This window comes from Aeromicrobium sp. S22 (genome assembly GCF_009661045.1).
Lineage (GTDB): Bacteria > Actinomycetota > Actinomycetes > Propionibacteriales > Nocardioidaceae > Aeromicrobium > Aeromicrobium yanjiei.
In genome coordinates this window covers 1-21,810 of sequence record NZ_WJWV01000001.1, presented here as the reverse complement: position 1 = coordinate 21,810, position 21,810 = coordinate 1, and the positions used below count along the sequence as shown (strand labels likewise).

Sequence of the window (21,810 nt, the reverse complement as noted above, 5' to 3'; positions counted from 1 at the left end):
GGCCCATGAGATTGGTGTAAGTCTTGGCCCCGTCAATGCTGGCGACAGTGTTCTCAACCGTCGCAATCTTGGCAGCAATAGACGGGTCCAATACCTGTCTGAGTTGGGCGGCGTGGGCCTCTTGGCATAGACGTGCGAGAGGGGCCTCCTTCCGACAACCCACGAACGGCTGGTCCGTGCCCACGGTGGCGCACCGCAACTGATACCCAGGTCGTAAGAAGTTCGGGACGCAGTAACGAACGGCGCCGCCGAGCCGCCGACGTGAACCTGGTGCCGCTGTAGGTACAGATCACACGAGCGCGCCCCCGCACGCCCCCTCGCGCCCGTAGGATCGGCGGGTGAGCAAACGACTCGGCCTCCCCCTGCTGATCGCCTTCGGGATCCTGGACGTCGTCCTCGTTGTCGGAGCCGTGCGGCACGTCAACGGCACGCCTCCCTCATCCGATGTGCCCGCCGCGGCCCCGGCAACCGGGTCCCCGAGCCCTTCACCCGTCGGGGCGACCACTTCAGAGACGGCTTCGGCCCCGACGCAGGTCGACTACTCCTTCCGGGCGTCCGCCGCGGTCGCGCTCGCGTCGGCCAACGACGGCACGATCGTCTACGGCACCCGCGGCCGGTGCACGGCCGGCAAGGATGCGGAGGTGTCGGTGTCCACCAACGGCGGCGAGGACTTCGCCCCGGCCAAGACCGGGCTCACCACGACCTTGACCGTCCGGACGACCGGCGCAGCGTCGATCATCGTTGTCGGCACCGACGAGGACTGCAAGGCCCAGCAGCTCACCTCGACCGACGGCGGGCGGACGTGGGACGAGGTCAAGGAGATCGACCTCTGGTATCCCTCGGCCGACTCCGCCCGGAACGTCGTCACCCCCGCGGGCACGTCTTCCGTCGGCGCCGGCTGCGTCGTGACATCGGTCAGCCAGGTCACCCCCGAGTCAGGCCGCGTCTCGTGCGCCAACGGCACGGTGCGGGGCTCGGGCGACAACGGCAAGACCTGGGTGACGCTCGGACGCCTCGACAACGTCCGCGTGGCTACGTTCATCACGCCCAGCAAGGGCTATGCCCTCGCGCGCTACAGCGGCTGTGGCGCCAACCAGTTCTCCACCACCGACGGCGGCGTCACCTGGACGCCCGGCGGCTGCATCGCCGGCGACCCCGCCCAGGCCATCAGCGCCACGGTCAACGGCCTCGCTGCCGTGGTCGCGGATCAGCCGTATGTCAGCACCGATGACGGCAAGTCCTGGATGCAGCCCTGATCCCTCACACGTGACCGCGGGCTCCCGGGACCAAGTCCCAGGGAGCCCGCGGTCAGGTGGCGGCAGGGGTCAGCAGGCGGTCTTCCACGTCTGTACCGACGCGCCCGGAACGATCGACGGCGTCGAACTGACCGTCGTGTCTCCGGACTGTCCCTTGCCGCTGGCGATCGACGACTGCACCGTCACGGTCTTCCCCGGGTCGAGTTGGACCGTGAGGATGATGACCGGGCGGCCGTCGTGCTTCGCGCGGGTGAACGTCGTCGGCTCATTGTCGATCCGGACGGTGCTGATCTTGCCGGCATCCGGACCGTAGAGATACAGGTTCACCAGCATCGAGCCCGGCTCCGCACCGAAACCGGGGCCGCGGATCGACTCCGGCAGCGTCGCGGAGTCCGCCGGTGCGGTCGACTGCAGCGTCATCTCCGTCGCATACGACTGGACGCCGTCCGCGCACTTCGTCGCCTTTCCCTTGACGCCGTAGTTGAGGTAATACTGCATCTTCGCGCCAGTGGCATCGTTCAGATAGAAGCCGATCGCCGGGCTGTCCTCCTTGCCGGTCGGCAAGGCATTGGCGATGCGCGTGCCCGCGATGTCCTTTGCGATCGACTCGTCGGGCGTCCACAGGGAAACTCGACGCTCGTTGGTCGCACGCGTCAGCGCCTTGAGCAGCGCAGTCGGGTCGCCCGCACCGGAGAGGACCTTGTCGAAGATCTTGTCCGTCGCGCTCGCGAAGAAGGCGTCCTGCTCGGCACCGCCCGGGTAGTTGACATAGACGCCGTTGAGCAGCACCTCCACCGCGTTGTCCGCCGTGAGGCGGGTGCCGTCCTCGAGGTCGATCGGACCGGTGGCCTGGAGCACGTACGACAAGGTGACTGGATCAATGGACAGCACACCGTCGACGTCAACACCCCGCTCGTTCTTGATGAACGCCGCCGCGATCGCGGCGGCACGGGGGAAGTCGGGGGTGAAGTTCACGTCGCGGAAGTCGCGCACCATCTTGGTGGAGAACAGCTTGCTCTCCTCGGCACTGAGCGACGTCGCATTGCGGGGACGCTCCCCGTAGTCGGCGCCCGCGCCCTGGCCGACCAGCTTGACGGTCCCGTTGTCGACCTGCAGGCCCGCGAACGCTCCGGGCAGGCCTCCGGTCGCGCGGATCTCAGCGTTGTTCTGGAAGAGCAACAGATAGGTGTGCTTGCCCTCCAACATCTGGGGCACCACTCGCGAGGCAGTCGTGGCCCTCGACGCGATGCTCGCTGCATCGCCGATCTTGTCCTGAGCGTCGGCCACGGGGTCTTGGAGTTGGCCGAGCAGCGAGGCGGCGTCGACGCTGCGGATCTGCTCGTCTGCCTTGTCGATGGCGGCTGACGACTTGGTGAGCGCGGGGTTCAACGCGGCGAGGGCGTCGATGTCGATCCGTCCGCCTTTGGGGTTGAACGTCTTGGCGTTGAACTTGTCGGCGACGTCCACCAAGGGGGGCAAGCCTTCGTTCGCGACGGTACCGACAGCCGAGCTCACGGTGCGTACGGCCTTGATGTTCTTGCCGAAGTAGGGAGTCTTCGCAGCGAGCGACAACACAGAGCTGTCAAGGCTCGAATCGGCAGAGCCGACGTGCGCCTGCAGGTCTGCCAGTTCGGTCTTCGCGCTCGCCTGGTCGCCGACGGTCAGCGCGTCCTGCAGGGCGCTCGCGTCGGCGGTGGCGAGGTTGAGGTCATCTCGCGCCGATGAGAGCTTGCTGTAGGCGTAGAGCCCGAGCCCTGCCACCACGACAGCGACGAGACCCACGACCCCTGCCAGGATGACCCACTTGCGCCGGTTGCTCTTGATCCTCGGCTGTCCCGAGTCTTGCCTGCGTGCCACGTCAGCACTCCCCTTCGTCATTCTGTTTGGTGCAAAGCAGAAGTGGGGGCGCCCCAGGGGGCCCCCCCACTTGGTGGTTGGCAAGAGTGGAATATAAATGGTGTTATTTGACCCCACCCCCCCCTTTTTTTTTTTGTGTTTGTTCCCCGGTTCTGGGGGGGGCGCCGCGGCCCCCCCCACTTCTGTGTTGTTCGACAGAGTCGAGATTACTTCTTGTTCTTGACCTTGACCGAGATCGAGGTGCTGCTCGCCTTGTAGACCGAGCCCGCGTAGGGCTTGTAGTTGAGGCGGAGGGTCTTGACAGTCGTCTTCTTGACCTTGGGAGCCTTGACGAAAATGGTGGCGCGACCGCCGCTGAGGCTGGCGTTGTACTTCTTGCCGTTGAACACGGCAGTGACGCGGCCACCGACGGTCGAGTTGCCGGCGCTCACCTTGGCGGTGACCTTGAACGTCGATCCCTCGTTGACGGTCTTGCCGGCCGCCGAAACGCTGGTCTTCACGGTGTTGGGGTACGCCGCGTTAGCGGTGCTGCCCAGGGCTCCCATGCCGAGAACCAAGGCCAGCGACGCGAACAGCGCGAGTGCTGTCTTCTTCATGGTGTTCCTTCTCCTGGCATTGAAGCCATGTGCAGATACTTCCCGAATGATGCTTCGCTAAAGACTAGGGGACAAAGACCCTGTATGTGAACGGATGTCAACAAAGTTTACGCAAGAGAAACAACCTGTCCCAATTCCGGGGGCGGCATGGCTGTTTTCTACTGGTATTGCAGTCTCTACGCAGTCGTCGAGGACGAAGTGTGATCTGTATCACGCGTCCGGCTATTGGTCGTCTCGGCGTGCGTCCCGGCCTCTGGCGCATACCCGTACCCGTACCCGTACCCGTAACCATCCCCGCCTCTAGGCGGGAGCATGTTGAAGATGACGCCCACGGGCCTGGCTCCCACGGCTTCGAGGCGCTCGACCGCCACCGTCACCTGGTCGGACGTGGTCTTCCCGTGACGTACCACGAGCAGTGCGCCGTCGGCCTCGGCGGCCAGGAGTGCGCCATCCGTCACCGGGAGAAGTGGCGGGGCGTCAATAAGCACGATGTCGAACTGCTCTCGCAAGGACGCGATGACATTGGTCATCGAGGTCGACTTCAGGAGTTCGGCCGGGTTGGGCGGCGTCGAGCCGCTGGTCAGCACGGTGAGGCCCGCGCGCGCGGAGGGCTGCAACGCATCGTCGAGAGGCAGCCGACCGATCAGGACCGTGGTCAGACCGACGTTGGACTCGACGCGGAGGTACTCGGCGATCTTCGGACGACGCAAATCGGCCTCCACGAGTGCAACCCGCTCTCCGCCCTCCGCCAGCGCCAGTGCAAGATTGATGGCCGTGGTGGTCTTGCCCTCGCCGGGAAGCGAACTTGTGACGACGAACACCTTGCGTTCGATGTCCGGGTCGATGAACTGCAAGTTGGTGCGCAGCACTCGGAAGGCCTCGGCCCGGGGGGCGTAGGTGTCTAGGCCCGTGATCAGCGGAGTATCGACGGCGTCAGAAGCGAAGCTGATGGTGCCGACGATGGGGGCGTCGACGAGGGACTCAAGTTGGCGTGTGGACTTGATGGTGGTGTCAAGCGTTTCGCGGAGGAGTGCGACCCCCGCCCCGAGAAGCAGACCGATCAGGAGGCCGAGCGAAATGTTGCGCATCGGCTGGGGAGAGATGGGCGAGCCGGGCACCGAAGCCGGGTCGACGATCGTTGCCTTGATGGTCGCCTCGTCTCGCCCAGGCGGAGTTTCAAGCTCTGCAACATATTCGACGAATACTCTCGCGACAGCGTCGCTGAGAAGACGGGCTCGTTCAGGGTCAGGGTCGGTGACCGTTACGGCCAAAATAACAGTGTCTAGCTTCGACGATGCGGAGATCTGTCCAGCGAGTGCGGAGGGGGATTCTTCGAGTCCGAGGTCATCGATGACGCGTCTTGCGATCGCCTGCCCCGTGAGTAGATCCGCGTAGGACTTCACCCGCTGAACCGAGAACTGGCCGCCTTGGTTCGCCTGCGCGTCATCAGTCGATCCCTGCGTCGATACAAACAGGCGAGCGGACGACGCGTACTGAGGGGTTGCCCGCCAGGTCAGGAGGGCCGCTATCCCAAGCACAACGAGTCCGCAGATGGCTATCGAGAACCATCGGGTGCGAAGGACTTTCAGGTAGTCGCGCAGGTCCACTGGTGCTCCATCCGAGATGTGCCGACTGGCAGGTCGACTGAGTCTAACCGGCACGGCTGGCCAATGGAGAGCGTGTGTCTCATTCCGCGCAGATCATCCTTCTAGCAGTCCTAGTAGGTAACTTCCGTAGCCGCTCTTGACCAGCGGGGCGGCCCGCTGGCGCAGCTCGTCGTCGGTGAGGAAGCCGAGTCGCCAGGCGATCTCCTCGGGGCACGCGATCTTGAGCCCCTGGCGCTTCTCGACGGTGCGGACGAAGTTGGACGCGTCGTTGAGGTCGTCGAACGTCCCGGTGTCGAGCCATGCCGTGCCGCGCGGCAGCACCTCGACGTTGAGCTTGCCGAGCTCCATGTAGATGCGGTTGAGGTCGGTGATCTCGAGCTCGCCGCGCGCGGACGGCTTGAGGTCGCGCGCGTGGCCGATGACGTCGTTGTCGTAGAAGTACAGCCCCGGGATCGCGTAGTTGCTGCGCGGCTCGGCCGGCTTCTCCTCCAGCGAGATCGCCCGTCCCGACTCATCGAACTCCACCACGCCGTACGCGGTGGGGTCGGCCACCCGGTAGCCGAAGACGAACGCCCCGTCGATCTGCTGGAAGCGCTGGAGCTTGGTTCCCACGCCGGAGCCGTAGAAGATGTTGTCGCCCAGCACGAGCGCGACCGAGTCGTCGCCGATGTGGTCGGCGCCAAGGATGAACGCCTGCGCCAGGCCGTCGGGCGAGGGCTGCTGCACGTAGGTCAGCGAGATGCCGAACTGGCTGCCGTCGCCGAGCAGGCGCTGGAACTGGTCGGCGTCGTGTGGGGTGGTGATGATGAGGATGTCGCGGATACCGGCCGACATCAGCGTCGAGAGCGGGTAGTAGATCATCGGCTTGTCATAGACCGGCACGAGCTGCTTGCTGATGCCTTGGGTGACGGGATGGAGACGCGAGCCAGTGCCACCGGCCAGGATGATGCCCTTCATGTGACGCAGCCTACGGGCTCCGGATGTCAGACAGGCCGTCGGCAAAGGTAACCTCTGCCACATGCGTAACGTTCTCGTCACCGGTGGCGCGGGGTTCATCGGATCGAACTTCGTGCACCATCTCGTCGACCACACCGACCTGGTCATCACCGTCCTGGACAAGCTGACGTACGCCGGTAACGAGGCGTCGCTGGCCGGTCTGCCGGCCGATCGGGTCACGCTGGTCGTGGGTGACATCGCCGATTCCGAGCTCGTCGACCGGCTGGTCGCCGATCACGACGCGGTCGTGCACTTCGCCGCGGAGTCGCACAACGACAACTCGCTGCACGATCCCTCCCCGTTCCTGCAGACCAACATCATCGGTACGTACGTGCTGCTGGAGGCCGTGCGCAAGCACGAGAAGCGCTACCACCACATCTCGACCGACGAGGTCTACGGCGATCTCGAGCTCGACGACCCCGCACGGTTCACCGAGCAGACGCCCTACAACCCGTCGAGCCCCTACTCCTCGACCAAGGCCGGCTCCGACCTCCTCGTCCGCGCCTGGGTGCGCTCGTTCGGCGTGCAGGCGACGATCAGCAACTGTTCCAACAACTACGGCCCCCGCCAGCACGTCGAGAAGTTCATCCCCCGCCAGATCACCAACGTCATCGACGGCATCCGCCCGCGCCTGTACGGCGAAGGGCTCAATGTCCGCGACTGGATCCACGCCGACGACCACAGCTCGGCCGTCCTGACGATCCTCGACAAGGGCGAGATCGGCGAGACGTACCTGATCGGCGCGGACGGCGAGAAGGACAACAAGACCGTCATCGAGCTGATCCTCGAGCTCAGCGGCCTGCCGACGGACGCGTACGACCACGTGACCGACCGGGCCGGGCACGACCTGCGCTATGCGATCGACTCCAGCAAGCTGCGCGCCGAGCTGGGCTGGACCCCCGCCTTCAGCGACTTCCGCGCGGGGCTGGCCGCGACGATCGAGTGGTATCGCGACAACGAGGCCTGGTGGCGCCCGCAGAAGGCGCAGACCGAGGCCAAGTACCAGCAACTGGGCCACTGATGCCCACCCCCGGTCGCCAGGGAGGCCGCCCGCGGCCGACCGTGAGCGAAGCGAGGCGACACCCCACCCCCGGTCGCCAGGGAGGCCGCCTGCGGCCGACCGTGAGCGAAGCGAGGCGACACCCCCACCACCCCAACGCCACCCGAACGAGGCGACATGTCCACTGACCTGACGATCCACGAGACCTCGATCCCCGGCGTGCTCCTGCTCGACCTGCCCGTCCACGGGGACAACCGCGGCTGGTTCAAGGAGAACTGGCAGCGCGAGAAGATGACCGCGCTCGGCCTGCCCGACTTCGGCCCCGTGCAGAACAACATCTCCTACAACGAGGCCGTCGGCACCACCCGCGGCATCCACGCCGAGCCGTGGGACAAGTTCATCTCGGTCGCGACCGGACGCATCTTCGGCGCCTGGGTCGACCTGCGGGCGGGCGACAGCTTCGGCACGGTCTTCACCGCCGACCTCGGCCCCGGACAGGCGATCTTCGTGCCCAAGGGGGTCGGCAACTCCTACCAGACCCTCGAGGCCAAGACCGCGTACACGTACCTCGTCAACGCGCACTGGACGCCCGACGCGGAGTACACGTTCCTCAACCTGGCCGACGAGACCGTCGCGATCGACTGGCCGATCCCGCTGGCGGTCGCCGAGCTGTCCGACAAGGACCGCGCCCACCCGCGCCTGGCCGACCTGACCCCGATGGTCTTCGAGCCGGCCGGCACCGACCCCGACAGCCCTCGCACCCTCATCCTCGGCGCGAACGGCCAGCTGGGCCGCGAGCTCGTCACGCAGCTGCCGAACGCCACCGCGTGGTCGCGCAGCGACTTCGACATCGCGGACCTCGACGCGTACGGATCGGTCGACTGGTCGCAGTTCGACACCGTCATCAACGCCGCCGCCTACACGAAGGTCGACGAGGCCGAGACGCCCCAGGGCCGCCGCGACGCGTGGCGCATCAACGTGCACGGCGTCGTCGAGCTGGCCCGCGCGGCCATCGCCCACGACCTGACCCTGGTCCACGTCTCCAGCGACTACGTCTTCGACGGCGAGACGGCCGAGCACACGACGGACGAGCTGTTCTCGCCGCTGGGTGTCTACGGCCAGACCAAGGCAGCCGGCGATGCGGTCGTCATGACGGTCCCCAAGCACCACATCGTCCGGACGAGCTGGGTCGTCGGCGACGGCCCCAACTTCATTGCCACGATGCAGTCGCTGGCCGAGCGTGGCGTGGATCCGGCCGTCGTGGACGATCAGGTGGGCCGGCTGACCTACACGAGCGACTTGGCCGCGGGGATCCGCAGCCTCCTCGCGGACGCCGCACCGTACGGCGTCCACCACGTCACCAGTGGTGGCGAGCCTCGCAGCTGGTTCGAGATCGCCCGCGACGTGTTCGCCGAGGCCGGAGCGGATCCGGCCCGTGTCTCGCCGGTGTCGACGCAGGAGTACGGCCGGGGCAAGGAGATGGCCCCCCGGCCCGCGAGCAGCGTCCTGGCGTAGCTAGACCTGCGCCCGGGCCGCGTCCACCTGCGGCTCGCGGACAGCGTCCTCGGCCGCCTGCGACCGGGGACCCGTCTCGGGGATCAGCAGCGCCACCAACGTGCGCCGCGACGAGAGCGAGGGCCAGCACGAAGAAGTCGCCGTGCGATCCCGCCGCGGATTGCCGCCTGCGCCGCGCAAGCAGTGCCGACTCGCCGGATCTGCGTCGATCAACTATGGAGCGGACAGCCTCTCGGCTCGGCGTGGCGGTGGCGCAAAGATCCAAGGTGCTCGTCCGAGGGTGCGACCGATCAGATACCCGAGAGCAACAGAAGCGAGCGTGGCGCCAATGGGAAACGTCACGCCCAGGGCGGTATCGCTGTCGCCAACTATTGCCCCGAAGGTCTCCAGAACGATCGGGTGGATCAGATAAATAGCCAGCGACTGGACGCCGAGAGCCGCAAACGCCTCCGCCGTCCGACCAGTTGAGGTCAGTAGCCGGCACAACGCGAACACTATGGGCACAACGAGCAAGGGCGACAGGGCGTACACAACGCTGCGCGTCTCGGGAGCAGCCAGCACCGCGGCGCCAAGCACGGCCGACGCCATCAGTAAACCGGGGACCATTCGCCACGTAACGGATCGACCCCACGCCAGGAGTCGAGCCGGAAACAGGGTGGCCACTGCGAACGCCACGTAGAAGTGTGGGGTATGCCCGAGCCCCCATGCGTCGAACGGGAACCAGATCGCAAACGGTGCGGCTACTACGGTGGCGCCCGCTATTTGAAGCCAAGACGGAACGTCTCGCACGGCGCGGGCTATGACCAGGTACATGGCCAACGCCGCGAGGTACCAGAGAGTGGTCTGCAGCGAGATGGTGTGCCAGAGAGTCCCACCGAGCCGACCGTCCGTTACGGCGTGAAGCCCTGCATACAGAAGTCCCCAGGCCACCCACAGGTATGCGATCGGCCAGACCCGTGCCCGTAGATATTCGGGCCAAGGAAGATCGAGGTGGCGGCCCGCGAAGAGCCCCGACATCATGAAAAAGACCGGCATGATGAATGCGAACAACCCGTAACCTGCCGCGGTCCAGAGCCTGTCTGGGCCTGCGGCAGTGGCCAGCGACACCGCATGGAACAGGACGACGCCAACGATGGCGACACCCTTCGTAACGTCGACCCATGAGTCTCTTGTCTGCGGCATAGGGATCAGTATCGCCGCAGCCCGAATACGGTGGGGGCAATCGGGGAGATCGACCGAACGGATTAGTGGCACGGGCGTCGCTGTCCGCGCGCCTCAATCATAGAACTGGTTGGTCTTCCAGCGGGCCCGGTACATGGTCGTCGGAGTAGTCGATTTGCCCGCCGACCCGCACGCCCAGCAGGGGCCCGACGTCTCCCCGCATCACTCGCGCGGGCCGGCGTCAAGGGCGTCGCCCCGCGGAGTACGTAGGCTCTCGTGCAGCGGGAATAGCATAATTGAGTGTCATGTCAGGCGGACCGCTACCTGCTCGTGGAGCGCGTTGAAGCCGATGTACTCAGCGCCGCCCTCGTAGAGTTCGAGGAACTCGGTGAACGCCTTGTGCTCGTGCTGCTGCCACCCGGGAAAGTTAAAGTACTCGTCGAAAAGGATGATCGTTCCTGGTGCGAATCGGTCGAACGCCAGGTCGAAGATCGTTTTGGTTGACGAGTAGAGGTCGGCATCCATGTGCACGAACGCGATCGGTCCGTCGTGAGTCTCAAGAAATCCGGGCAGAGAATCCTCGAACCAGCCTCGGTGAAGCTCGGCCTCGCCGACGTCGGGCAGGTCTTGCGCGAACGCGCCTTCGGCGAACCCTCCGCGCCACGCCTCGGGAAGCCCCTCGAACGAGTCGAAGCCGTGGGCGGGCAGTCGGTTAGCGGCGATCTCCCGCATCGTGAGGCCGGTTGCAACACCGAACTCCAAAACCAGACCTTCATCAGGGGCCTGGTGGAGGGCCCACCGCAGCAGATCGATTTTCGCGTCTAGAGGGCTAGGGCCACGGAAGCCGGTGACTAGCGGCATGTGCTCGTCCACGAATTGCGCAGAGGTAGCGACCGCTTGCCGGTAGCGCTCAAGGTCTATGTCTTGAGCTGCCTCGTGCAGCGCATAAGTGATGAAGCGGCGGCCGCGTCGTCGTAGCGAGCGGGTCTGGTTCACTATCGATTCCCTTCTGTCGTGTCCGGAGTTCCGGAGCCTAGCGGCTACGCGTGCTGAGGTCTGATCTTCGTGGCGATTCACCGGACGAAACTGCCGCTCCACTGACCCAGCCACCACCACTACCGGAAGGGCTTCGTCGTTTCCCATTTCCAGCCCATGTACCTACGCCCGCCTGGCCGAGATGAAGCCGATGGAGCTCGACGCTCCACGGCCACACAACCTCATCCGCGGCGCCAACGTGCCTGCGAGCTCGCACGCCAGCTAGCCGACGCCACCGCCTAGTCAAGGCCCCAACCTGATGTCACTAAGCCTGCAGCGGTCGCCAGACCGACAGGTCGCAGTTCGACGTCGTGATCAAGGCCGTCGCGTTCGCCGAGTGGTAGCTAGACCTGCGCCCGGGCCGCGTCCACCTGCGGCTCGCGGACAGCGACCTCGGCCGCCTGCGACCGGGGACCCGTCTCGGGGATCAGCAGCGCCACCCCCGTTGCCACGATGAGAGCGACGGCCAGCACAACGAAGCCATCGCGGTATCCCGCCTCGAGCGGGAAGCCGCCGGTCCCCGTCCTGGAGGTGATCACACCGGCCATCATCGCGGTGCCCAGCGACCCACCGACCAGACGGATGTTGGCGTTCATTCCGCTGGCGGCCCCGGTCTGCTCAGGCGGCACTGACCGGAGCACGACCACCGCGAGGCTCGAGACGACACAGCCCGACCCGACACCCTGCAAGAACATCCAGGTGGCGACCTGCCACACCTGATCGTGGAACAGCGCCACCGCCCCGTACGCAACCGCGTTGGAGACCAGCCCCACGAAGATGACCCGGCGTGCGGAGAACCGCCGCACCATCCGTGGTGCGACGAATCCCATCACGAAGCCCATGAACGACGACGGGAGCAGGATCAGCCCGGATTCCGAGATCGATGCGCCGAAGCCGTAGCCCGACTCGGTCGGGGTCTGCAGCATCTGCGGGAGGAATCCGAGCGAGGCGAATGTGCCCAGCCCGGTCATGAGCGCCACCACGTTGGCAGTCCAGACGCCGCGCGTGCGCATGAGCCGGACGTCGATGAGTGGCGTCGTGGCCCGGTGCTCCGAGCCGATCCACGCAGCGAAGATGACCACCGCACCGGCGAGCATGCCCAAGGTGGGGGCCGAGACCCAGCCGAGGTCGTTGCCCTTGCTGAGGGCGAGCAGCAGGAGAACGAGCCAAGCCGACAGCAGCACCGCAGGAATGACGCTGATGCGCCCGGACATCCGCACCGGTGACTCCGGGATGAGGAACCAGGTGCCGATCGCGGCCAACCCTGTCGAGATCGCCGGCAGCCAGAACAGCCAGGTGTAGCCCAGCACGTCGACGATCGGCCCGGCCAGAACGATGCCGATGCCGAACGCGGCGGAGACCAGCGATGCAACGATGCCGACTGCGGTGCCCGCCCGGGCAGGCGAGATCTCGTCCCGGATGACGCCGAACGCCAGCGGCAGCACGCCACCGCCGATGCCCTGCACCGCTCGCGCCACGATCATCCAGCCGATCGTTGGCGCGAGTGCAGCCATGACCGAGCCGATCGCCAGCATCGAGAGGGTGACGATCAGCATCCGCTGCTTGCCTACGGCGTCGCCGATGCGACCGATCAGGGGCGTGGCCACAGCAGCCGCCAGCAGGTAGGAGGTCAGGACCCACGCCGTGGTCGCTTGATCGGTCTCGTACCGCTCCTGCACCTGGGAGAGCACCGGGACGATGAGTGACTGCAGCAGTCCGAAGGAGCCGACGCCGACGGCGAGGACCACGATGGTGCCGCGCGACGAGGATGTTGCGCTTCGGAGGGGTTTCATCGAGACGTAGTCCGGCTCAGGCGCCCATGATCGACAGGTCGCGGTCGTTGCGTTCCTGGTCGAGCTTCTTCGCGATCTTCTTCTCCGACACCGAGGGGATGACCAGGCCGGCGATCGCGGCTGCGAGCAGCGCCCCGCCGAGCACCAGGAAACCGGCCGTGTAGCCGATCTCCTTGGGGAAGCCGCTGGGCAGGACGTGCGCCGTGACGATGCTGGCCATGACTGCGGTGCCGATCGAGCCACCGATCGTGCGGATGTTGGCGTTCATGCCGCTGGCCACACCCGTCTGCTGCGGGGTCACCGCGGCGACGATGAGACCCGCGAGGCAGGCGAACGCCAGGCCGATGCCCGTTCCGGTGATCCCGTTGGCGAGGGCGACCTGCCACTTCTCGTCGTGGAACGCCGCGAGCTGGAACATGCCGACCGCTCCCAGGACCGAGCCGATCACGACGACGGTCTTGGGGCCGATCCGTCGGGCGATGGGCGCCGCGACGAGACCCGTCAGGAAGGTCATGATGGCCGACGGCAGCAGGATCATGCCGGACTCGGTGATCGACGACCCGAAGCCGTAGCCGCTCTCGCTGGGCGTCTGGTTGAACTGCGGGATGAAGCCGAACGAGGCGTACATGCCGACGCCCAGCAGCAGCGCGACGAGGTTGGTGGTCCACACCCCGGGCAGGCGCATCATCTTCATGTCGATGAGCGGCACCTCGACGACAAGCTCCACGCGGATCCAGGCCGCGAGCAGCACGACAGCCAGGACCAGCAGGCCGATGACCTTGGGCGATCCCCAGCCCCAGTCGGGTGCCTGGCTCAGGCCGAGCAGCAGGGCGATCAGCCAGCCGGACAGCAGCACCGCGGGCAGCACAGCGATGCGCCCGGGCGTACGCACGGGAGACTCGGGCACCACGAGCACGGCGACGACGGCGGCGACCGCGGTGACGATGAACGGCAGCCAGAACAGCCAGCGGAAGCCGAGGGTCGACGTGAGCGGACCGGCCAGGACGATGCCGGCGCCGAAGCCGACCGCGAGCAGCGAGGACACGATGCTGACCGCTCCGCCGATCTTCTCGATCGGGAACTCGTCGCGGATGATGCCGAACGCGAGCGGCAGCACGCCGCCGCCGACGCCTTGGATGACCCGGGCGAGGATCAGCAGGCCGATGGTCGGGGCCAGCGCGGCAGCCAGCGAGCCGAGCGCGAGCGCCGCGAGGGAGACCACGAGCATGCGCTGCTTGCCGTACGCGTCTCCGAGGCGTCCCATGATGGGGGTGAAGACCGACGCCGACAGCAGATACGCCGTCAGCACCCAGGTGACCGTGTTCTGGTTGGTGTCGAACTCGGCCTCGATCTCGGACAGCACCGGGACGGTCAACGACTGCATCAGCGTGTAGGACGCGACGGAGACGGCTAGGACGGCGAACGTCACCCAGTAATGGGTGCGACGGGTGGACGTGGGCACAGCGGCACAACCTCAAAAAAAGACGCAAAATTAGTTAGCCAAGGCAATTGATTGGCGCAACGAACTTTACGGAGCGCGTCTCCAGTTCGCCACCCAAACGGCGCGTGCGATCCGTCACGGCCGCACCGGCCTTCCGCGCGCAAGTCCGGACTTCCCGGCATTCGAGGCATGTTGTCCCACCGGCACATCGGTGACTTCCAGTTACCACATCAACGTCGCTAGCGTCGCTTTTATGAAAAAGTGGTGGAGACGCTCACGCCTTCGATGCCGACTCCGCAACGGCAGCATCTGCCCACACCGCACCGCGTTCCACGTGCGCGGGAAACAGACCACCTAGCACGCCCGAACCTCGCCCGCCATCTACCTGAGGTCGTCGAGGATCCGCTTGTCGTGCGCAGGCACGACCATCACCCCGTCCGTGTCGTTGAGTCGCCGGAGGGTTCGGTGATTGCGTGCGATCGCCCGGCGATCGCGCCCCACTGTCTGCTCGAACGCTCGGAGCATCGGCGTCTTGTCCAACGGACGCCCGCCGGGCGTCACGTCGGCGTACGACGACGCGTCGAAGACGGCGTCGCCCGCGTGGACGATCAACCCGCGCTCCCCCGCGTCGACGGCCACCGCGGCATGGCCCCGGGAGTGTCCCGGCATCGGCACGAGGGTGATGCCGGGCAGCACCTCGTGCCCGGTCAGCCCCTCTCGCCAGTTGTCGCCCTTCCCCTCGTGCAGCTGCCAGACGGGCCCGTGCGCCCACTGAGCCGGGCGATAGCGGCGCTTGTCGAGGAAGTCCGGTGACGTGATCGCTGCGGCGTGCTCGTCCGCGGTGGTGTGGACGGTGGCCGACGGGAAGTCGGACAGACCGCCGATGTGGTCGAAGTCGAGGTGCGTCACGACGACATGGGCGACGTCGGCCGCTGAGTATCCCCGAGCCTCGACCTGGCGCAGCGCCGTGTCGGGTACTCCCGAGACGGGTCGTAAGAGCTTGCCCGTCGGCCCGATGCGTCCCTTCGGGTCGGCGTAGTCACGCAGGCCCAGGCCCGTGTCGACCAGCACCAGGCCGGCATCGGCCTCGACCAGAAGGACGTGGCAGACGATCTCTCCGACGAGGGGCGGGTCGAACGTGCCGCAGCTGAGGTGGTGGACGACCATCCCAGCATCCTGACCCACCTCACGCAGACTCGCATCAAGAGTCGTGGGATTTGAGCGCAAACGCAGCGCCGCGCCGAGACAAGCCGCGCGGAGGCGGGCCCGTTTGACCCGCCGGCCGCGCGACGGGCCTATGCTTCGGACATGTCATTCGAGGAAGACAAGGCGCGTCTGATCCGCGAGCTGGCGGACGCCCAGAAGCAGACACGGGCAAAGTACGGCATGGCCAAGCGCGAGGACCCGCTCACCGACAGCGACCTCGAAGAAGACGCGAACCCCGGCAAGCGCGCCGCTGCGAGCACCGACGAGTCCTGAGGCGTTCTCTTCTCCGGGCCTCGAAGCGAGGTTTTATGTGGGCTTGACGCCCGAGGCATATCTTCCGCCTATGGACCTCAAGATGATCCCCGCGGCGCTCGCAAGTTTGGCGTTGGGCATCTTTTTTATTGCCGCCCTAGCCCTCGCAGGTGCCGCGACTGGGATCGCGAACCTCCTCACGGCAAGACCCGACCTCCCGAGGGGCCGTGCGCGTGGGTGCGCGCCCGTCCTGCTCAGTCCGACCCGAAGAGATCCCGCGTGTACACGCGATCCCGAACGTCGCTAAGTTCATCAACCAGGCGATTCGCAACAATCACGTCGGACGCACCCTTGAATTCGTCAAGATCGCGGATCACCCTCGAATTGAAGAACTCGTCCTCCAGAAGCTCCGGCTCGTAGAGGACGACTTCGATCCCCTTGGCCTTGAGCCGCTTCATGATGCCCTGCACGCTGCTGGCCCGGAAGTTGTCCGACCCGGACTTCATGATGAGGCGGTGAATACCTACAACCTTGGGACCGCGGCGCAGGATGTCGTCCGCGATGAAGTCCTTGCGGGTGCGGTTCGCATCGACGATCGCGCTGATCAGCGTCTGCGGCACGTCTTGGTAGTTGGCCAACAACTGCTTCGTGTCCTTGGGCAGGCAGTATCCCCCGTAGCCGAACGACGGGTTGTTGTAATGCGTCCCGATGCGCGGGTCTAGCCCCACGCCGTCAATGATTTGCCGCGTCGACAACCCATGGCTGATCGCAAACGAGTCGAGCTCGTTGAAGTAGGCCACGCGCATCGCGAGGTACGTGTTCGAGAACAGCTTGATAGCTTCCGCCTCGGTGGGCTCGGTGAGCAACACCGGACACCCCTTCTCAATTGCTCCGCCCATGAGCAAGTCGGCGAATCGCTGTGCGCGACTGCTTTGCTCGCCGACCACGATGCGCGAGGGGTGGAGGTTGTCGTAGAGAGCCCGTCCCTCACGAAGGAACTCTGGAGAGAAGATCACATTCTGCGTTCCGAGCCGCCCACGCACATCTAGTACGAATCCAACAGGGATCGTGGACTTGATGACCATGGTGGCGTCCGGCTGTTGCGTGGTGACGTCGCGAATGACGCTCTCCACAGTTTGAGTGTTGAAATAGTTGGTGTCGACGTCGTAGTCGGTGGGGGTCGCTATGACGACGTACTCGGCCTCTTCGTAGGCGAGAGCTGGGTCATCAGTGAACTGGAGCTGGAGGTCTCCGCGCGCGAGGAAAGTCTCGATCTCGGGATCGTGGATTGGACTGCGCCCGGCCCTGAGTTCTTGCAACTTGGCAGAGTCAATTTCCAAGCCCACAACCTCGTTGTGCTGCGCCAGTAACACGGCAATTGAGAGTCCGACATACCCCAAGCCAACGACGGCGATCTTTGTGCTCACGTGACGAGCCTATCGGGCGTCCGCGCCGGTCGCGGGGGACCAGTCGCGGGCATCGGGGACTCGCGGTGTGGAGATGTCAAGGAGTCAGTGTGACTCATCTCTCGTTGGGCCACAGGTTCGTTTCGTGAGATAGAGCCTTTCGGGCGGGGTGGTCGGCACTAAAGTCATACGGACAGGTTCTCGCTTTGGGCTTTTTCTACCCAGTGCGGGCACGCAACGGGGGAGAGGTGCATGACGGATACCATCTCCAGTCAGCAGGGAAGACACGATGCCGGTAGCCAGCAGCCGGCACGCTCAGGTTCTGACCACGCAGAGTGCCGCGAAGGTCACGCTCGAAGCGGTGCTTGGCGGACGCTCTATGCCCGCGGCCTTTCCGTGACCGACGCCCTCTCGCTCGGAGCCGCTGTCGTCATCGCCGAGTTCGCACGATTCGGGACGGATGTCTCTGCAACGACTCCCGGCTCGGTGCGTTTGAGCTACACCGCTCTCGGGGTCATCATCGCGGCTGTTTGGTGGCTGATGCTCACGCTCGGGAAGACGCGGGACGTGCGCATTCTTGGTGAGGGCGCAGCGGAATATCGGTTGGTTATTCGAACCACAGTCCTTCTGTTCGGATGGGTTGCAATCGCTTCGGTACTGCTGAAGTTCGACATGTCGCGCGGCTATCTCGGCGTCGCCTTTCCCGTCGGTTTAGGGCTGATCCTGGTTAATCGGAAACTGTGGCGTGTCTGGCTCCACCGCGGTCGGGCCAAGGGGCGCAACATGTCTCGGGTCTTGGTTATCGGTGGGATCGAGTCGGCGCTGCATACAGCGCGTGTGCTCCAGCAAGCTCCCACCTCCGGGATGGCCGTTAGCGGCGTGTGGATCCCCGATCGCCAAGTCGGGGATAACGAGCGGCTGGAGATTCCGGGAGGCCTGATCCCTGTTCTCGGGACTCATCACACTATCGCGGACGCGCTCTCCATCGCTGCGGCCGACGCGGTGATCGTTACTGACACTGAACACCTCGGTCCAGCTGGCCTCCGGTCCCTTGCATGGGACCTCGAAGGGGCCGACGTCGAGGTTGATCTTTTAGTCTCGCCGAATGTGGTAGACGTCTCGGGGCCTCGTATACACCTTCGCGCCGTTGCGAATATGCCGTTCATCCAGCTCGAGGAGCCACAGTATGCCGGAGCGGCAAAGTTGAGCAAGGTCGTTTTCGACAAGACGACCGCCCTTCTTGCGCTGATCGTTCTTTCGCCACTCCTGCTCTGCGTCGCTGTCTCAGTGAAAGCCACGAGTCCAGGTCCGGTTTTGTATCGATCAACTCGAGTTGGCGTCGGTGGGGTGTCGTTCGAGATGCTGAAGTTTCGGACAATGGTCAGTGACGCGGATCAGCACGTCGCATCTCTTGCCACCCTCAATGACGGTTCAGGTCCCATGTTCAAGATGCGCAAGGATCCGCGGGTCACTGGCGTGGGGCGGCACCTGCGACGCTTCTCCATCGATGAACTTCCGCAGTTATTCAACGTCTTGAGAGGCGAGATGAGTCTGGTCGGACCGCGTCCTCCACTCCCGTCGGAGGTCGCGGAGTACGAAGGGCATGTGAGTAAGCGTCTACTTGTCCGCCAGGGGATTACCGGCCTGTGGCAGGTCAGCGGAAGGTCCGACCTTACATGGGACGAGACCGTTCGGCTGGACCTTGACTACGTCGAGAACTGGTCAATGCTCCGAGATCTCCAAATCATCTGGAGGACTCTCCGCGCTGTCGTTAGATCCGAGGGAGCTTACTAAGTGCTCAAGCAAGTCGGAAGTGCCCGGGCCAAGCGTGTCGCCATCATCGGTACTCGTGGCTACCCGAGTTACTACGGGGGTTTCGAGACTGCCGTTCGTAAGTTGGCCCCTCATCTTGCAGAGCAGGGTTGGGACGTAACGGTCTATGGCCGTAAAGGACAACTGAAGACGGACGATCCCGATCTGGATGGACGCATCCGATCCGTTGAAACAGTGGGCATCGACTCGAACTCGCTAAGCACCCTGACGTTTGGCTTGAGTGCCTGCTTGCACGCGCTTGTTCGTAAGCCGGACGTCGTGTTGGTGATGAACGTTGCCAACGGGTACTGGCTGCCGCTCCTAAAGGCCCGGCGCATTCCGGTCGTTGTCAACGTAGACGGGATTGAGTGGCATCGTGCCAAATGGGGCCGTCTGGCGAAAGCCATGTTCCGGTGGGGCGCGCGGCTTACTGCCAAGTTCGCGGATCATTTGGTATTCGATGCGCGGGCCATCGGTGAGTTCTGGACGAAAGAGTTTGGACGCACTGGCACGTTTATCCCGTATGGCGGCGAAACGGTCGGCGAGCTTCCCGTTGAGTCGGGACTGTCTAAGCACGAGTATGCACTGCTGGTTGCTAGGTTCGTACCCGAGAATACGATCTCGGAGTTCGTGTTGGCGGCCGAAAAGATCGCTCAAACCCACGATGTCGTTCTAGTTGGGTCGGCTCCGGAGGGACACCCAATTCGAGAGGAGGTCGCTTCACTGGCGGAGCGCAACTCGCGAGTTCGCTGGGTGGGGCATATCAGCGATGATCAGCGTCTCCTTGCGCTCTGGCAAAACGCCGGAGCATACTTTCACGGGCACAGCGTCGGGGGTACGAATCCGGCCCTCGTACAGGCAATGACGGTCGGGGTTCCCGTCGTGGCTCGAGACACGGTGTACAACCGCGAGGTATTGGCGGATGCTGGAGTATTTTGCGAACCGACACCCGACGCAATCGCGCGCAGCGTCACCAGCATGCTTCAGGACCCGGCAGACTACAGGGAGCGTTCCGTAGCTAGAGCTGCCGAAGAGTATTCTTGGCCCGGCGTGTGCGCGGCCTATGAGTCGCTGCTTCGATCAGCTTGTTCACGCTCTTGAAGCGGCGGCGGGACCCATCGACAGATAGACGAACGCATCCCGTGGGAGAGGCGCGAGGCGAGGGTTGCCAACAACGAAGCAGCGGATACCCGGATGACGAACAGACGAGGCCTGTTCTGTCCAGCTCCTGCTGTCGATTGGGCCGTGGTTTGGCGCACTCGGCGTGACTGGGTGTGATCCCAAAGCCGATTGGTGGAGATCTCGCAAGTCGACCCCACGTAGCGACCCGGACATGCCGAATCTTAAGTCGAGTCCGTGACAGAGGGGTAGCGCTGTCGGCGACTCGGGGCGTCCAGCCCGCACTACGTGACGCAACGGCTTCCGCCGTCAGCTGCCAGTCGCTGGACGCGCGCGTCTTCACGGTCGATCTCGCGACCTAAAACCTGCGGTCAGGGTCTCTCCGGAGCATTTGCTCGAGCGCCGCACGAGGTGCGTGGCGGTGCTGATCACCGTGGTGGGGAGCCGCCATTCTCGTCGGCTCTCCTGGGACCGGTTGGATAAGCCCATCAAAGCAGTCGAGATGTTCATTGCCGTCGACGTCGCAGGTCTCTCTCGCCAAGGCAGCAGTCCTCGACCTCCCTTCGAGTTCCGCCGTCCACTCGGTGACGACGGACCGTTCACCTTCGTCGCCGCTGACGCGGAGAATGGAGGTCCGAGAAGCTGGCCGCGGCGTATCCCCAGTCGTGATGGTCGCGACAGGCGACGACGCCGACGGGCGGCAGAAAGTCTTTGTTCTGAACGTCGCCCCGCCGAGACCGGACCAGCGTGAATCACGTTTTGCGGTGCCCTCGCGGGCTCGTTCCTGGCCGATGTCCGCCTCGTCGGTCCGACGCGCATGCTTCGCTCAAGGAAGTGATCGCAACGGACCTCCCCGGGCCGTCTGGCAGAGGTGTCGCGATCAGTCGAATCTGTTCTTTTGGGGCGGGGGGAAACCCAGAACGCCAGCTTCGACATGGTCGAAAGTACCTTCTCGCACTCCGCCTGACCCCAAATGGGTCACACAGCGCTAGGCCGCTCCTCGGGGCTTGAGCCACACAGAACGCTGCTGGGCGGTATGCGTCCGAAGACGCGGACCGAGACTTGGCCCACTCTCCGCACGAGTGCGGGTTGCCTTGGCGATCTCACTTCGGGAGGAACTACACCGGTCCGGTCCCTGATGCTGACGAGCCATAGGGCGCGGCCAGGCTACCGAGGTATTGCGTCCCAACTGGGCCCTCCGCCACCCTCGACATGGCCGCACGTCGCTTGTGCCGATGACGCGTAGTGAGACCGGGCCACCCCATGTCACAGAGCTCACATGGCAGGATACAATTAGGCGCGTGATCCAAGCTGACCTCTTGATTGTCGGCTCGGGCTTCTTCGGCCTGACGATCGCCGACCGATGTGCGCGTGAGCTGGGCCTGAAGGTCCAGGTCATCGATCGCCGCGACCACCTGGGCGGCAACGCCTACTCCGAGATCGATCCCGAGACCGGCATCGAGGTCCACCGCTACGGGGCACACCTGTTCCACACCTCCAACCAGCGAGTGTGGGAGTACGTCAACCGGTTCACGACGTTCACGCCCTATCAGCACCGCGTCTACACGACGTACCGCGGTGAGGTGTTCCCGCTGCCGATCAACCTCGGCACGATCAACCAGTTCCAGCGCGCCGCGTACTCCCCCGACGAGGCCCGCGCGTGGGTCGCCGAGCAGGCCGCGATGATCACCGGCGAGCCGGCGAACCTCGAGGAGAAGGCGATCTCGCTGATCGGCGAGCCGCTGTACGAGGCGTTCA

At 65.0% G+C, this 21,810-nt stretch carries 18 protein-coding genes; 7 read left to right on the top strand and 11 right to left on the bottom strand.

Features of this window, described 5'->3' with window-relative positions; all coding sequences use genetic code 11:
• Positions 1 to 338: 338 nt before the first annotated feature.
• Positions 339 to 1,256 (top strand): sialidase family protein, encoded by a 918-nt coding sequence (locus GEV27_RS00090; protein WP_153933162.1) that lies wholly within the window; start codon positions 339 to 341, stop codon positions 1,254 to 1,256.
• Between the two features lie 69 nt (positions 1,257 to 1,325).
• Here GEV27_RS00090 and GEV27_RS18160 read toward each other — a convergent pair whose 3' ends face one another.
• The 4 genes from GEV27_RS18160 to rfbA form a co-directional block, all read right to left on the bottom strand.
• Positions 1,326 to 3,293: a DUF4012 domain-containing protein gene (locus tag GEV27_RS18160; protein WP_153933161.1), complete on the bottom strand. Its 1,968-nt coding sequence runs from the start codon at positions 3,291 to 3,293 to the stop codon at positions 1,326 to 1,328.
• A 26-nt stretch (positions 3,294 to 3,319) separates the two neighbouring features.
• On the bottom strand, positions 3,320 to 3,709 hold the full coding sequence (locus tag GEV27_RS00080; RefSeq protein ID WP_153933160.1) for a hypothetical protein: 390 nt from the start codon (positions 3,707 to 3,709) through the stop codon (positions 3,320 to 3,322).
• Positions 3,710 to 3,885: 176 nt separating this feature from the next.
• The gene (locus tag GEV27_RS00075) at positions 3,886 to 5,316 is read right to left on the bottom strand and encodes a polysaccharide biosynthesis tyrosine autokinase (protein WP_309221938.1); all 1,431 of its coding nucleotides are present in this window, start codon (positions 5,314 to 5,316) and stop codon (positions 3,886 to 3,888) included.
• A 93-nt stretch (positions 5,317 to 5,409) separates the two neighbouring features.
• Complete coding sequence (gene rfbA / locus GEV27_RS00070) at positions 5,410 to 6,273, bottom strand: glucose-1-phosphate thymidylyltransferase RfbA (RefSeq protein ID WP_153933159.1); 864 nt, start codon at positions 6,271 to 6,273, stop codon at positions 5,410 to 5,412.
• A gap of 61 nt (positions 6,274 to 6,334) precedes the next feature.
• Here rfbA and rfbB point away from each other — a divergent pair, with 61 nt between their 5' ends.
• Positions 6,335 to 7,333 carry a dTDP-glucose 4,6-dehydratase gene (gene rfbB, locus GEV27_RS00065; RefSeq protein WP_153933158.1) on the top strand — a complete coding sequence of 333 codons (999 nt, stop codon included), beginning with the start codon at positions 6,335 to 6,337 and terminating at the stop codon, positions 7,331 to 7,333.
• Between the two features lie 156 nt (positions 7,334 to 7,489).
• Positions 7,490 to 8,827, top strand: coding sequence for a bifunctional dTDP-4-dehydrorhamnose 3,5-epimerase family protein/NAD(P)-dependent oxidoreductase (locus GEV27_RS00060; protein ID WP_153933157.1), 1,338 nt, complete (start codon positions 7,490 to 7,492; stop codon positions 8,825 to 8,827).
• On the opposite strand, the gene GEV27_RS00055 is transcribed toward GEV27_RS00060, so the two are convergent.
• The 6 genes from GEV27_RS00055 to GEV27_RS00030 form a co-directional block, all read right to left on the bottom strand.
• Complete coding sequence (locus tag GEV27_RS00055) at positions 8,828 to 9,040, bottom strand: hypothetical protein (protein WP_153933156.1); 213 nt, start codon at positions 9,038 to 9,040, stop codon at positions 8,828 to 8,830.
• Positions 9,041 to 10,009 carry an acyltransferase family protein gene (locus GEV27_RS00050; protein WP_153933155.1) on the bottom strand — a complete coding sequence of 323 codons (969 nt, stop codon included), beginning with the start codon at positions 10,007 to 10,009 and terminating at the stop codon, positions 9,041 to 9,043.
• Between the two features lie 282 nt (positions 10,010 to 10,291).
• Positions 10,292 to 10,984, bottom strand: a complete 693-nt coding sequence (locus tag GEV27_RS17615; protein WP_194944091.1) for a class I SAM-dependent methyltransferase — start codon at positions 10,982 to 10,984, stop codon at positions 10,292 to 10,294.
• Between the two features lie 383 nt (positions 10,985 to 11,367).
• Positions 11,368 to 12,816: an MFS transporter gene (locus tag GEV27_RS00040; RefSeq protein WP_153933153.1), complete on the bottom strand. Its 1,449-nt coding sequence runs from the start codon at positions 12,814 to 12,816 to the stop codon at positions 11,368 to 11,370.
• 16 nt (positions 12,817 to 12,832) lie between these two features.
• Positions 12,833 to 14,278, bottom strand: a complete 1,446-nt coding sequence (locus GEV27_RS00035; RefSeq protein WP_153651297.1) for an MFS transporter — start codon at positions 14,276 to 14,278, stop codon at positions 12,833 to 12,835.
• Positions 14,279 to 14,638: 360 nt separating this feature from the next.
• Positions 14,639 to 15,424, bottom strand: coding sequence for an MBL fold metallo-hydrolase (locus GEV27_RS00030; protein WP_153933152.1), 786 nt, complete (start codon positions 15,422 to 15,424; stop codon positions 14,639 to 14,641).
• Positions 15,425 to 15,565: 141 nt separating this feature from the next.
• Between GEV27_RS00030 and GEV27_RS00025 the strand changes: the two genes are divergently transcribed.
• Positions 15,566 to 15,736: a hypothetical protein gene (locus tag GEV27_RS00025; RefSeq protein WP_153909676.1), complete on the top strand. Its 171-nt coding sequence runs from the start codon at positions 15,566 to 15,568 to the stop codon at positions 15,734 to 15,736.
• Positions 15,737 to 15,969: 233 nt separating this feature from the next.
• Here the strand turns inward: GEV27_RS00025 and GEV27_RS00020 are convergent, their stop codons facing one another.
• Complete coding sequence (locus GEV27_RS00020; RefSeq protein WP_309221937.1) at positions 15,970 to 17,142, bottom strand: nucleotide sugar dehydrogenase; 1,173 nt, start codon at positions 17,140 to 17,142, stop codon at positions 15,970 to 15,972.
• A gap of 231 nt (positions 17,143 to 17,373) precedes the next feature.
• Here GEV27_RS00020 and GEV27_RS00015 point away from each other — a divergent pair, with 231 nt between their 5' ends.
• The 3 genes from GEV27_RS00015 to GEV27_RS00005 form a co-directional block, all read left to right on the top strand.
• The gene (locus tag GEV27_RS00015) at positions 17,374 to 18,915 is read left to right on the top strand and encodes a sugar transferase (RefSeq protein ID WP_153933151.1); all 1,542 of its coding nucleotides are present in this window, start codon (positions 17,374 to 17,376) and stop codon (positions 18,913 to 18,915) included.
• The gene (locus tag GEV27_RS18155; protein WP_309221936.1) at positions 18,916 to 20,034 is read left to right on the top strand and encodes a glycosyltransferase; all 1,119 of its coding nucleotides are present in this window, start codon (positions 18,916 to 18,918) and stop codon (positions 20,032 to 20,034) included.
• A gap of 1,322 nt (positions 20,035 to 21,356) precedes the next feature.
• On the top strand, positions 21,357 to 21,810 hold a 454-nt coding region (locus GEV27_RS00005), incomplete at its 3' end, for an NAD(P)-binding protein (RefSeq protein ID WP_309221935.1).

What these genes read in the sequence shown, in the direction of transcription:
- GEV27_RS00080 (WP_153933160.1), bottom strand. Translation starts at nt 3,709, where the DNA reads ATGAAGAAGACAGCACTCGCGCTGTTCGCGTCGCTGGCCTTGGTTCTC.
- rfbA (WP_153933159.1), bottom strand. Translation starts at nt 6,273, where the DNA reads ATGAAGGGCATCATCCTGGCCGGTGGCACTGGCTCGCGTCTCCATCCC.
- rfbB (WP_153933158.1), top strand. Translation starts at nt 6,335, where the DNA reads ATGCGTAACGTTCTCGTCACCGGTGGCGCGGGGTTCATCGGATCGAAC.
- GEV27_RS00060 (WP_153933157.1), top strand. Translation starts at nt 7,490, where the DNA reads ATGTCCACTGACCTGACGATCCACGAGACCTCGATCCCCGGCGTGCTC.
- GEV27_RS00050 (WP_153933155.1), bottom strand. Translation starts at nt 10,009, where the DNA reads ATGCCGCAGACAAGAGACTCATGGGTCGACGTTACGAAGGGTGTCGCC.
- GEV27_RS00040 (WP_153933153.1), bottom strand. Translation starts at nt 12,816, where the DNA reads ATGAAACCCCTCCGAAGCGCAACATCCTCGTCGCGCGGCACCATCGTG.
- GEV27_RS00030 (WP_153933152.1), bottom strand. Translation starts at nt 15,424, where the DNA reads ATGGTCGTCCACCACCTCAGCTGCGGCACGTTCGACCCGCCCCTCGTC.
- GEV27_RS00025 (WP_153909676.1), top strand. Translation starts at nt 15,566, where the DNA reads ATGTCATTCGAGGAAGACAAGGCGCGTCTGATCCGCGAGCTGGCGGAC.
- GEV27_RS00015 (WP_153933151.1), top strand. Translation starts at nt 17,374, where the DNA reads ATGACGGATACCATCTCCAGTCAGCAGGGAAGACACGATGCCGGTAGC.